Source organism: Adhaeribacter radiodurans, assembly GCF_014075995.1.
GTDB lineage: Bacteria > Bacteroidota > Bacteroidia > Cytophagales > Hymenobacteraceae > Adhaeribacter > Adhaeribacter radiodurans.
Map to the genome: position 1 here is coordinate 1,273,870 of NZ_CP055153.1, position 14,672 is coordinate 1,288,541.

Annotated in this window: 3 protein-coding genes; all 3 read right to left on the bottom strand. The window is 42.6% G+C overall.

Annotation, left to right across the window (positions count from 1 at the left end; all coding sequences use genetic code 11):
- Positions 1–42 precede the first annotated feature (42 nt).
- Positions 43–4,563 (bottom strand): T9SS type A sorting domain-containing protein, encoded by a 4,521-nt coding sequence (locus HUW48_RS05565; RefSeq protein ID WP_182414733.1) that lies wholly within the window; start codon positions 4,561–4,563, stop codon positions 43–45.
- 560 nt (positions 4,564–5,123) lie between these two features.
- A complete protein-coding gene (locus HUW48_RS05570) occupies positions 5,124–9,485 on the bottom strand; it encodes a T9SS type A sorting domain-containing protein (protein ID WP_182414734.1) in 4,362 nt (1,453 codons plus the stop codon).
- Positions 9,486–9,863: 378 nt separating this feature from the next.
- Positions 9,864–14,360, bottom strand: coding sequence for a T9SS type A sorting domain-containing protein (locus HUW48_RS05575; protein WP_182414735.1), 4,497 nt, complete (start codon positions 14,358–14,360; stop codon positions 9,864–9,866).
- Positions 14,361–14,672 lie beyond the last annotated feature (312 nt).

Here is a 14,672-nt window from a genome sequence, read left to right on the forward strand (position 1 = left end):
CTTAATATTTACTTTTATGGAATGTTAAAATACTAAACCTGGTTAGCGGCTTAGCACTACTTTCTGGTGACTTTGGTGGTTATTGGTTTGCAGGCGCAGAATATAAATACCGGCTGCCGAATGCTGGGCTTGCCATTGCCGGGTATAGTTCTGATTTGCCTGGGCTACTTCCTCGAACAAAGTCGTAACTTCCTGCCCCTGACTGTCGAACACCTTTACCGTAACTTTTTGGGTTTGCGGTACCCGGAAGGTAACATTTACTTCCTGCACAAACGGATTCGGGTATGCGGTAAGAGGCAAGAGTTTAGCGGAACGAAATTCTTCGGGTTGGAAAGTAGATGATTGGGAGGCTATTAGGGGGGTAATAGTTTTTACCGGAGCTACTTTCACGAGCCAAATATCATTCTCGCCCTGGCTAGGCTGGGTTCGGTCGCCACTTACGCCGGAGTTGGAGCGTCCGCCAAGCAAATAACCACCCTCCTGCGTCGTCCATAGAGCCCGGAGTTCTTCTTGCTGGCTGCCGCCGTAGCGTTTATCCCAGAGCTTGGTGCCCGCCGAGTTGGTCTTAACGAGCCAGTAATCGCTTGCTCCTTGGCTGGTTTGAGTTTTATCCCCGCTCTTGCCGGAAAAGGAAGTGCCCCCCAGAACATAACCGCCATCTTTATCTAAAATCAGAGAACGTAACGTTTCTTCGGCGCTGCCGCCGTACGTTTTATCCCATTGTTTTTCGCCGGAACCATTCACTTGCACCAGCCAATAATCTTTGCCGCCCTTGCTGTTCTGGCTTTTTTCTCCACTTATATTAGAAGCGCTATGACCCGCTAGTAAGAAAGAATTATAACTGGTATTTAATAAGGCTAAAAGCTGATCCTGGTCGCTGCCGCCGTAGCGTTTATCCCAAAGCTTTTTACCGTCTTTATCTATTCTTAGCAGCCAGTAATCACTGGAGCCTTGCGTACCCTGGCTTTTATCGCCTGAAGCGGAAGAGAAGGAAGTGCCTCCTATGAGTAAATCCCCTTTGGCAAGGGCTAAAATATCTCCTAAGTAATCGTCGCCCGCTCCTCCGAAGCGTTTATTCCAGGCTATGTCACCGTTAAAGCTATAAATCTTTATTAACCAGTAATCTAAACCACCCTGGGTGCCTTGGGTTTTATCGCCACTTACCGGCGAGTCGCTGTAGCCGGCTAATACATAAGAGTCGGTATACAAATAGGATAGTATTACAATTTTTTGTAAGTCGTCGGTGCCATTGCCACCGTACGTTTGATCCCATTCTTTTTCCCCGCTGCTGCTTATTTTTACGAGCCAAATATCCCGGCCCCCTTTACTGATTGCCATTTTATTACCATTACTTCCCGATTCGGAACTTCCGCCTAATAAAAAGCCACCATCGGTAGTGGGAACCATACTTTTCAGGTAATCATCCGCAGAGCCACCATACCGTTTATCCCAGAGCTTATTGCCAGCTGCATCGGTTTTTACTACCCAATAGTCGTTTTTACCATAACTATTCTGCGATTTATCGCCCGATTTAGGAGAGGAAGAATACCCGCCGAGCAAATACCCACCATCGTTAGTGGGCAGTACGGTGGTTAAAAAGTCGGAGCTACTGCCGCCGTAGCGCAGGTTCCAGGCCGCCAGAGAAGAGGAAGGAAAGGCACTGATTTTAGTTTCTATTAACCAGAAGTCGTAGTTACCTTTACTATTTTCGCTTTTTTCATAGCCACTGTTCGAATTGGAGTGGCCCCCAAGCAAAAAGCCGCCGCTGGGAGTAGCAATAATAGCCGCTAATTCGTCGGAATTGCGTGCGCCGAAGCTTTTATCGCTAATCTTTTGCCCGTTTTCATCTATCTCTACGAGCCAGTAGTCTTGGTTGCCTCTATTTTCTTCGGTCCGGTCGAAGCCCTGATTGGACCAAGTATACCCGGCCAGTAAGTAATGATTGTTGGAAGTAGGTAATATATCTACCGGAAAAGAATAATTTACTTCGCAGGCAAAACACGCAATAGAACTACCTAAGAAAAATTTATCCCAAATAACATTACCTTTTGAATCGGTTTTTATTGCCCAGTACCCGTACGTTTCAAAACCTGAAATACCCACCAGTAAATACCCACCTTCGGGAGTTGTAACTAAGGCAGTAAGCCGGTCAGAATATTCCCGGTTATAGGTTTTATTCCAAATTTGTTCGCCCTTTGCGTTTATTTTAATTACCCAATAATCGGTATCGTCATCGGTGCTGGTACTGTATCCTCCTAAAAGGTAATTACCATCGGGCGTAGGTATTATAGAAGAAAGAACATCATCAGGGGCATTACCAATGGTTGTATCCCAAACTTTATTTCCCTTGTTGTCTACTTTTACTATCCAAAAGTCGGAAGGAGTACCCGTAAATTCATCTGGTTCGCCTTTATTCCCTTCGCTTTTATCCCCACTTATATCTGATTGGGAAGAACCCCCGAGCAAGTATCCACCATCGGGGGTAGCAACTATTGCCGAAAGATTATCATCTAAATTTCCACCAATGGTTTTGTCCCAAAGTTTATTGCCGGAGGCATCTACTTTCACCAACCAGTAATCGTTCTTGCCTTTATTGGCTTCACTTTTATCACCATCTTTACCCGAAGCCGAAGAGCCGCCCAACAAATAACCGCCACCCACCGCCGGAACAATAACAGCCAATTTTTCGGTACCTTTACCACCAAAAGATTTATCCCAGATTTTCTTTTTGTTCGCATCGGTTTTTACCAACCAGAAATCCGATTGACCTTTACCAGCGCTACTCTTATCCCCGGAAATACCGGAGGAAGAGGAGCCACCTAGTAAATAACCGCCGTCGGGAGTAGTAACCAGGTCGGCCAGCATATCTTCTCCACTTCCGCCAATGGTTTTATCCTGTTGTTTGGGAAATCTTTGTACCCGAAATCGAGCAGTATATTCTACGGGGCTATACATAGCATCACCCGCCTGAAAAGCTTTTACCACTACCGTTCCATAGCCGGTAAAGCGCAATTGATTGCTTTTTTGAGTGGCTGGTCCGGAAATTAGCTTAAACGTAACGGGCAAACCCGAACTAGCTTTGGCTGAAAGAGTGATAGGGGAACTGGTAAGTGCCCTATCGGGTGGGTAAAAGGCAATGGTTTGCACTTTTTTATTCGGAATTTGGAGTTTCACTAACCAATAATCATCATTAGGATAGGAACCCGATATACCACCCAGCAAGATATTACCATCGGAAGTAGGCGTAATATAGGAACCACTAGTCACGCTGGTGTCCCAAAGTTTTTTTCCTTTCGCATCTATTTTTATGATCCAGGTGTCGCCAACACCTCTTCTGGGCGTCATGTCGCCTCCACTCTCCGAATCAGAACTGCCACTTAATAGGTAACCACCATCTTTCACTGGCAAAATAGAGGTAAGTTCTTCTCTTTCATTGCCGCCGAAAGTTTTGTCCCAAACTTTGCTGCCGTCCGTAGCAATTTTTACCAGCCAATAATCGCCTAAGATATCATCATCAGTTTCGTCGCGGGTAGGCTCACTTTTATCCAGGCTTTTAGTAGATTCGGAACGTCCTCCCAGCAAGTAGCCGCCATCCGTGGCTACTACCAGCGTATTTAATACATCGTCGTGGTATCCGCCAAAGGTTTTATCCCATTGTTTAGCACCCTTTTCCGAAATTTTTACAACCCAATAATCATAACAAGGAGTACCAAAGCCGTCGGTGCAATCACTTTTTCGCGGGTCACTTTTCGAGCCACTTTTATTAGAACTGGATCGGCCTCCCAGTAAATAGCCACCATCGGGAGTAGTAATTAAGGAATAGAGATCATCTGAGTCATCGCCCCCAAAAGTTTGGTCCCAGACTTTATTGCCACTGGCATTTAGTTTTAGCACCCAGTAGTCATAACTGCCATTATTGCTCTGGCTTTTATCGCCTGATTTTTCAGAGTTAGATTCCCCTCCTACAATATAGCCGCCATCGGGGGTTAGTTGAAGAGAATGCAGATAATCACCATAATTGCCGCCGTAGGTTTTATCCCATACTATTTTGCCATTGGCGTTTAATTTTACTATCCAATAATCTGGGTAATAAACAAAACCTTTATTTGCTTCGGACTTATCGCCTGATTTATCGGAGTAAGAATAACCCGCCAGAATATAGCCGCCATCACTGGTTTGCAGTACGGATGCTAAAATGTCGGAATCGTTTCCTCCCAAAGTTTTATCCCAGACTTTATTGCCTTTGCCATCTATTTTTACTACCCAATAATCCGTGGTACAATTATCCGGGGTGCATACTCCCCGGTTTGCTTCGGATTTAGTACCACTAATACCCGAAGAAGAAGAACCCCCGACAATATAGCCGCCATCGCTGGTTTTCTGTACAAAATGCAGTTCATCGCTGTGGTTACCACCCAGCGTTTTTTCCCAGATTTTAAATTGAGCAAGGGAGGAGAAGGAAACAAACAGCCATAACCCTAGCAAAAGTGTCAGACGACCGTTACTGGAAGGTTGAATAAAAAGATACCCAATTTTAAACAAAAAAGATAAACGTGTTTTCATTTCAGGTAGGATAAAAGAATAACGTTAACTCCAGAACATCAAAAGAAATACCCAGCTTTTAATGAAAAAATAAAGAAACGGGTTGCGAAGAAGGATTTAAGGCTATTGCCCTAATTTTTATGATTTAAGCTAAACTTAAGCCAATAAGTGATAGTGGTAGGTGTATGGTGTTTTAGGGCTGCCTATTACAAAAGTTAATAGGTAGGACAGTTTGAATTTACTTTTTTCATTTCTGAATCATTCATAACCTTTCATATTTAAAGTTTAAAAGATTTAAGAAACAAACGGTATTTGCTTATACATTCCGCAAACAGTTAAATTGTTACCCAATTTAACCCAGAAGTTTAAAATATTTTCTAGGCCACATTATATCTGGTTTATTAATAAATACAAAATGGCCTTTATTTAATTGGCTAAAATAAGTGCAACCAGTTAATGAAAGGTTAAAGAATAAATACAGTATTGTTTGATTTACAAATTAAAGAGCTATTTACTGCGCCAAATCAACTTATATAACTCCTAATAAAACGTTGATTTAGCGCAGAAATCTTATAAATATACTACTCTTGAGTTTTCAATAGTTTAATAGTATGAATTTTATTTGGGGTGTGCAGTTGTACGATATAAATCCCAGCTGCTTTAGTGCCGGCTTTCCATTTACAAGTATACGTTTGAGCTGCCTGCACTTCTCCTTTAAATAAAGTAGCTACTTCCTGCCCTTGGCTATTATACACCTTTACCGTAGCTTTTTGCGTTTGTGGCAGTTTAAAGCTAATATTTACTTCTTGTACAAATGGGTTCGGGTAAGCCGTACCAGGTTGAAGTATGCTACTTACTTCTGACTCTGAAGCAGTTATTTTTTTGCTAACTATAGTTTGAGTAGTTACCGGAGCCACTTTCACGAGCCAGAAATCATTTTCGCCTTGGCTGGGCTGGGTTCTATCCCCGCTCACGTCGGAGTTGGAGCGCCCTCCTAACAGATAGCCGCCATCATCGGTAATCCACATGGCCCGGAGTTCTTCTTGCTGGCTGCCGCCATAACGTTTATCCCAGAGCTTTTCGCCTTTGTTATTGGTCTTCACCAGCCAATAATCACTGCTGCCTTGGCTTTCCTGACTCTTGTCGCCACTCTTACCGGAGAAAGAAGTGCCACCAAAAATATAACCACCATCTTTATCCAGAAGGAGAGAACGTAGGGTTTCATCTTCGCTGCCGCCGTAAGTTTTATCCCATTGTTTTTCGCCTTTACCATCTACTTGTACCAGCCAAAAGTCCTTACCTCCTTGGCTAGCCTGGCTCTTGTCGCCGCTTACTCCAGAAGCACTATTACCTCCTAACAAAATTGTATTTTCTTTTAAGCTCAGCAAAGCTAAGAGTTGGTCTTGGTTTGCGCCCCCGTAGCGTTTATCCCAGAGTTTTTTACCTTCGCTATTGGTTTTCAGCAGCCAATAATCACTACCTCCCCGATTGCTTTGGCTTTTATCACCGGTAGCAGAGGAAAAGGAAGTACCCCCCACGAGTAAGTCTCCATTATTCAGCACCAATACATCACCTGGGTAATCATTGGCATTCCCGCCGTAGGTCTTATCCCAATACTTAAAGCCACCATTATCGTTAATCTTGATTAACCAGTAATCTAAACCTCCTTTATTGGCTTGCGTTTTATCTCCCCCTACAGGAGAGTCGCTGTAGCCGGCTAGCAGAAACGTGCCATCTGGTAAAGAAATAATTTTCTGTAAGTCTTCCAGGCCACTGCTACCGTAGCTTTGTTCCCATTCTTTCTCCCCAATACTATTTATTTTTACTATCCAAATATCACGTTTACCTTTATTTGCAGCTGTTTTATTGCCATTATTAGTTGATTCGGAACTGCCACCTAATAAAAAGCCGCCATTATAAGTTGGTACAATGCTTTTAAGATAGTCCGCCCCTGTGCCACCGTAGCGTTTATCCCAGAGCTTCTTACCCGCAGCATCTGTCTTTATTACCCAGTAATCGCTTTTGCCATACCCATTTTGGCTCTTGTCGCCTGATTGCTTGGAATAGGAATAGCCACCTAGTAAATATCCGCCATCGTTGGTAGGGAGAACAGTAGTTAAATTATCTAGATTATTGCCGCCATAGAGCAGGTTCCAGGCTTCCAGAGTAGTGGGTGGAAACGTACTAATTTGAGTTTCTACCAGCCAAAAATCATTATCCCCTTTACTGTTCTCGCTTTTCTCGTGGCTAGCGGGGGAATTGGAATAGCCACCGAGCAGGTAACCGCCGTTATCAGTGGGTATCATGGCCACTAAATAATCCGGATTATCTCCACCAAAGGACTTATCTCCTATTCTCAGCCCGTTTTCATCTATTTCCAGAACCCAATAATCTTCCCTTCCCCTGTTTTTTTCACTCCGGTCTCGACCTTGCGTTGAATAAGAATAGCCAGCCAGTAAATAATGACCAGTTGGAGTAGGAAGAATTTCTATTGGTATTGACCTGTTGTTTTCACAAAAATAACAAGTAAACACAACCGCTCCGCCATATTCTTTTTCCCAGATTATGGTGCCCTTAGAGTCTAATTTAAGTACCCAATAATTAAATGGTGATTCAAAACCTGAGACACCGGCTATTAAGGCTCCTCCATCAGGAGTGGGTAGCATAGCGGTGAGCTTATCAATTACATAGCCGTGGTCGTAAGTTTTGTCCCAGAGTTTTTTGCCTTGAGTGTTTATTTTAACTACCCAGTAATCTTCAAATCCTTTATTAGCTTCGGTTTTATCTCCACTTTTATCTGAATCAGAACTACCACCCAATAAGTAACCATCATTATCGGTTGCTATTATACTAGCGAGGTTATCAGTATTATTCCCTCCGAAGGTTTTGTCCCACAATTTGTTACCATGCCCATCTATCTTTACTATCCAATAATCGATATTCCCTCTGCTGGGTTCGCTCTTGTCGCCACTTTTGTTTGAATTAGAAGAACCACTTAACAGGTAACCGCCGTCGGGAGTAGCAATTATGGTTTTAAGGTTATCATCCTGATTGCCGCCGAAGGATTTATCCCAGAGTTTATTTCCGCTAGCATCTACTTTTACTAGCCAATAATCCAATTTGCCTTTACTCGTACTACTTTTATCGCCCTCTCTACCCGAAGCTGAAGAACCGCCTAACAGGTAAGCTCCATCCGATGTAGGAATAATAGTAGAAATAGTTTCGGTGCCTTTGCCGCCATAAGATTTGTCCCAGACCTTCTTTTTATCCTTATCTAATTTCACCAGCCAATAATCCGATTCGCCCTTACTAGCCAAACTCTTGTCTCCAGATATTCCCGAGGAAGATGTACCCGCCAGCAAATATCCGCCATCGGGAATAGCTACCATATCGGCCAGCATATCTGCCTTATCGCCGCCAATGGTTTTGTCTTGTTGTTTAGGAAACCTGACTACCTGAAAGCTAGTGGTATATTCTACGGCACTATAGCTATCGTTACCTGCCTGAAAGGCTTTCACGACCACGGTGCCGTAAGCGGTAAAGCGCAACTGGTTATTCTTTTGAATAGCCGGTCCGGAAATAAGTTTAAAGGTAACCGGCAACCCTGAATTAGTTTTAGCCGAAAGGGTATAAGGCGAATTGGCGAGACCCTGATCAGGTGGATAAAAGGTTATTGTTTGTACTTTTTTATTCGGAATCTGTAGCTTCACCAACCAAAAATCAGTGTTGTAGAAGGAGTTTAAGAAACCTATGAACTTAGTGCCAGCTAACAGGCAATTGCCATCTGAAGTAGGCACTAAAAATGGCCCACTTTCTACATTGGTGTCCCAAATTTTGTTGCCTTTAGCATCTATTTTCAGAACCCAATTACTTCCAATACCCCTACGAATACCCATTTCGCCGCCACTATCTGAGCCAGAATAGCCGCTTAAAAGATAACCACCATCCTGCGTGCCTACCAAAGTGGCAAGTTCATCGGTTTTGTTACCCCCATAAGCTTTGTCCCAAACTTTGGTGCCGTTGGCTTGAATTTTAATTAACCAAAAGTCTCCTGTATTTTCATCTTCCTTATCATCGCGGGTGGGGTCACTTCTATCCATGCCTTTATCTGATGCGGAAACTCCCCCTAATAAATAACCACCATCAGAAGTAGTAGCTATAGTGGTAATTCGGTCATTGTCGTAACCTCCAAAAGTTTTATCCCACTGTTTGGTACCTATACCATTAATTTTTACCACCCAGTAATCGTAACAAGCTTCTCCATCGGAATTAGTACATTCACTTTTCCTTGATTCGCTTTTATCGCCCCCTTTATCGGAAGTAGAAAAGCCTCCTAGTAAATAGCCACCATCAGGAGCAACTACCAGAGCAGTAAGTATGTCCCGGTCCATTCCGCCATAAGCTTTATCCCATACTTTGCTGCCATCAGGGTTTACTTTTGCTACCCAATATTCTCCTCTTTTTGTAGCAGAATTAAATATACCCGCCAGAACATAGCCGCCATCACTCAATTGCCGGATAAAGGATATTCCACCACCAGGAATAGTTTTATCCCAGGCTTTACTACCATCGGCTTTTAATTTTACCATCCAGGCCCCGGTAGGAGCTTCGCTTTTGTCTCCACTTTTACCAGATTGAGACTCGCCCCCCAGAATATAGCCACCATCCTTGGTTTGTTGCACCGAGTTTAAAAAGTCGCCATTTTTTCCGCCAAAAGATTTATCCCAGGCTTTGCTGCCATCTGCATTAAGTTTAATTACCCAGTAATCCCAATCACCCTTACTAGGTTGGGTTTTATCGCCGCCTAGGCCTGAAACCGACCACCCGCCTAGAAGGTAGCCGCCGTCGCTGGTTTGTATGGCAGTAGTTATTCTGTCTTCTCTATTCCCGCCATAGGTTTTATCCCAAAGTTTAATTTGCGCTTTAACAGAGAAAGAATACAAAATGATTGTATGGAAAACGAATAGTCGTAGCCAAATGCTCCGAAATCGAAAAAAGTGTTTGCATACCTGCAATAGGAATACATGTGTTTTCATAGGTTCGGTTGAGGTTAAAGTAATTCTTTAATATGAAAAGGAAGAGAAAAAGCAGTACTTAAATTTTTATAAAACAAGTTCTGCACCGGGAGGAATGTATTTAATTATTAGAATTCAATATTGGTATCATTCACCTTACCAGTAAAAGGGATTAGGAAGTTAGTTGAATTTAATTCCAGGCCAGTCGAGTAAAAGTAAAATCAGAGCTAAGGGTGGGAGGCGTACTCTTTTAAAAAGTGAGAGACTACCTAGGTCATTTCAATTTTACGTTTGCAACAACAGCTATTATTGCGTTAAGAAAACTTTCTGGTAGCTTTGGTGTGTATTGGATTGCAGGCGCAGAGTGTAAATTCCGGGTGAGGAATGACTCGCCTTCCACCTACGGGTATAGGTTTGATTTCCCTGGGCTACCTCCTCAAACAAAGTAACTATTTCCTGGCCCTGACTATCGTACACTTTTAATGTAATTTTTTGCGTTTGTGGTACCCGGAAGCTAATATTTACCTCCTGCACAAACGGATTTGGGTAAGCGGTAAGTGGCAAAAGTTCGGCGGAGGTAAGTTCTTTTGGGGTAAAAGTATCAGAATGAGCAGCTGCCAATGAGATAGTTGATGTTACCGGAGCTACCTTCACCAGCCAGAAATCATTTTCCCCTTGGCTAGGCTGGGTTCTATCCCCGCTCACGTCGGATTTGGAGCGACCGCCTAACAGATAACCGCCATCTTCGGTAGTCCACACGACTCTAAGTTCTTCTTCGTTGCTGCCGCCGTAACGTTTATCCCAGAGTTTTTTACCTTTATTATTTGTCTTTACCAGCCAATAATCACTGCTGCCTTGGCTCTCCTCGCTCTTATCTCCACGATTACCGGAGAAGGAAGTTCCACCTAATACGTAGCCGCCATCTTTATCCAGAATAAGAGAACGTAGATTCTCGTCACTGCTGCCACCATAGGTTTTGTCCCATTTTTTTTCTCCTTTATTATTCACTTGCACCAGCCAGAAGTCCTTATCTCCTTTATTAGCCTGGGTTTTTTGACCGCTTATTCCAGAATCACTATGGCCGGCCAACAAGAAAGTACTTGTATTTGGACTTAACATAGCCAAAAGTTGGTCTTGGTTTTTGCCGCCATAGCAGTTGTCCCAGAGTTTTTTACCTACCTTATCCGTTCTCAGCAACCAGTAATCACTGGAGCCTTGATTACCCTGACTTTTATCTCCCGAAACAGAAGAGAAGGAAGTGCCTCCGACCAGTAAGTCTCCATTATTCAATACTAATACATCAGCTACGTAATCGTTGGCGGTTCCACCATAGGTTTTATCCCAAATTTTATGGCCGTAGTGCATGTTAATTTTAACTAACCAGTAATCTAGATTGCCTTGGTTCACTTGGGTTTTATCTCCCCCAACAGGAGAGTTGCTGTAACCAGCAAGCAAATATGTGCCATCGGGTAGTGCAATAATTTTTTGTAGGTCTTCTGTTTCTTGGCCGCCGTAGCTTTGTTCCCACTCTTTTTCTCCGCTTCTACTTATTTTTACTACCCATATATCTCTGCCTCCTTTATTAATTGCCTTTTTATTTCCGCTTATACCCGATTCAGAACCTCCGCCCAGCAAAAATCCGCCATCGGCAGTAGGCGCAATACTTTTAAGATAATCTTCTTTGGTGCCACCATACCGTTTATCCCAGAGTTTATTCCCAGCGGCATCTGTCCTTACTACCCAATAGTCACTTTTACCGTAGCTGTCCTGACTTTTATCACCAGATTTATTTGAATAGGAATACCCCCCAAGCAAATACCCACCATCGTTGGTTTTTATAACTGTAGTTAAATAGTCGGAATTGCTGCCACCATAGCGCAGGTTCCAGGCTTGCAGAGAAGAAGGAGGAAAGGCACTGATTTGCGTTTCTATTAACCAAAAATCTAAATCACCTTTACTATTTTCACTTTTTTCGTGATCAGTATTTGAACTGGAATAACCCCCGAGCAAATAACCGCCGTTGGAAGTAGCTATAATAGCCGTTAATTGGTCAGTGTCGTGGCCACCGAAAGATTTATCAGCAATCTTCTGCCCATTGGCATCAATCTCCACGAGCCAGTAATCCTGGCGACCTCTATTTGCTTCGCTCCGGTCACCACCTTGATTGGAATGGGTATAACCAGCCAGTAAATAATGATCTGTTGAAGTCGCTTGTATATCTACGATAGTAGATCGATTAATTTCGCAGGTGTAGCAAGTAAAAATAGGTCTGCCGCCGTAGAGTTTATCCCATATTTTGTTTCCATCCGAATCTAATTTTGCTATCCAATAATAATAGCTTTCAAAACCAGCTATACCAGCTAATAAATAGCCGCCATCCGGTAAAGTAATCATAGCAGATATGTTATGAATGTAACCGTTATTATCGCTACTGTAATCAAAAGTTTTCTCCCAAATTTGCTGACCTTGAGTATCTATTTTTATTAATAGGTAATTGAAACTATATACAATATTACCGCCAATCAGGTAATTGCCATCCGGCATAGCTATTAAGGAGGTTAGTACATCATCAAGCTGGGAGCCGTAAGTTTTATCCCATACCTTATTACCGTTTCCATCAATCTTAACTAACCAAATGTCGGGCGGAATATACCCGTTTTCGTACGGTGTACCCTTATTCTCTTCGCTTTTATCGCCACTTTTACCCGATTGGGAGGAACCGCCTAGTAAAAACCCGCCATCAGGAGTAGCGACTATTACTGCTAAATTATCATCCTTATTTCCACCTATAGTTTTATCCCAGAGTTTTGTGCCGTTAGCATCAATTTTCACTATCCAAAAATCATTCTTGCCCTTATTGCCTTCACTTTTATCTCCTTCTTTATCCGAGGTAGAGTAGCCGCCCAGTAGGTATCCTCCATCCGGAATGGAAATAATAGTTGCTAATTTTTCGATACCTTTGCCGCCGAAGGATTTATCCCAGATTTTGTTTTTATCTTTATCTGTTTTTACCAGCCAGTAATCCGAGTCACCCTTACTAACCATACTTTTATCGCCGGATATATCCGAGGAAGAAGAGCCAGCTAGCAAATACCCGCCATCGGCAGTAGCCACCATATCGGCCAAAATATCTGAACCATTGCCACCAATTGTTTTATCATTTTGAGGAGTCAGACGCTGTACCCGAAAACTTGTGGTATATTCTACCGGGCTATAAGTAGCATCACCCGCTTGAAAAGCTCTTACTACTACGGTACCGTAGCCAGTAAAGCTTAATTGATTACCATTTTGAATAGCTGGTCCGGAAATAAGCGTGTAAGTAACTGGTAATCCTGAGCTAGCTGAAGCTGTCAGAATAATTGGAGAATTAGTTAAGGCTTTGTCTGGTGGAAAAAAGGTAAGCGTTTGGGCGTTCTTATTTGGAATTTGAAGCTTTACTAACCAATAGTCGCTATTAGGATATCCGCTAAAATTACCAGTCAGCAGAATACTACCATTAGAAGTTGGTAATAATTGGGAGCCGCTCTCTAAGCTTGTATCCCAAAGTTTAGTACCGGCTGTATCTATTTTTACGACCCAAGTATTACCTATTCCTCTTCTAATTCCCATGTCTCCACCACGATCTGAATTAGAAAAGCCGCTCAACAAGTAACCGCCATCCGGCGTAGTTAACAGGGAGGTAAGGTTAACATATTTATTGCCGCCAAAGGTTTTATCCCATATTTTGCTGCCATCTTTTCCAATTTTAATTACCCAGTAATCGCCGAAAACATCATCTTCCGTATCGTCTCGGGCAGGCTCACTTTTATCTATACTCTTACCAGATTCGGATAGACCGCCCAGTAGGTAACCACCATCCGGTGCCAAAGCCAGGGCATTCAGTACATCATCCTCGTATCCGCCAAAAGTTTTATCCCATTCCTTAGTGCCTTCACTTGTAATTTTTACGACCCAATAATCCAAACAAGGTGAGCCACCATCATCCGTGCAGTCACTTTTCTTTGATTCGCTCTTATCTCCGCTTTTATCAGAAGCAGAATAGCCTCCTAGTAAAAAACCATCATCGGGAGTAACAATTAGGGAAGTAAGAGCATCCGACTCATTACCTCCAAAAGTTTTATCCCATTCTTTGCTGCCATCCTCCTTTAGCTTCACTACCCAGTAGTCCCAACTGCCATTTACACCCTGCGATTTATCACCGCTTATACCAGAACCGGAATATCCTCCCAAAATAAAGCCCCGGTCACTCGTTTGTTGTACCGTTACTATAAAGTCAGACTCAGTTCCTCCTAAGGTTTTGTCCCATTCCTGTTGTCCACTGGTATTTAATTTTACTATCCAATAATCGGTGCTAAAATCACCTTTATTGTTCTCAGTTTTATCACCTGATTTCCCGGAATAAGAATATCCACCGAGAATATAGCCCCCGTCACTGGATTGTTGTACCGATGCTAAATAGTCAGACTTATTACCCCCAAAAGTTTTATCCCAGGCTTTGCTGCCATCCAGATTTAACTTAACAATCCAATAATCTTCTTCTCCTCGGCTAGCTTCAGTTTTATCGCCGCTAATTCCGGAAGAGGAAGTACCCCCCAGGATATGGCCCCCATCGCTCGTTTGCTGTGCTCTGGCTAGTCCATCACTTTGGTTACCTCCGTAGGTTTTTTCCCATAGTTTAGTTTGGGCAAGAGAGGAAAAATATACCGGTAACCATAATAAGATAATAAGTACTGGCCGGCTGTTATTGGAACGCAAAGTAAAAGTATACCCTCCTTTTAAAAGAAGAGATAAATGTGTTTTCATTTAGGGTAGGTTAAAAGGAAAAACGCTAATAATAAAATATCAGAAGGAAAACCTGGCTTACAAAGAAATAATAAGCCAAGTCGTAGGGGTAGTATAACTTTAGGAAGTAAAACTTTCTGTTATTTGATGAACTAGGGTAGTAAGCAAAAATATGTTGGAGTATGGTTCTCTAGCGCTCCCTGCTATTAAATACTTTCGGGAAAAAAAGGCTTTGAGTATTACTACTTTTAAAATAGTTTTTTAATTCTTTGGCAACTTGATTAGTAAAAAAAATGGGCTATATGGATACGTAATATTCTCTTATACATCCAG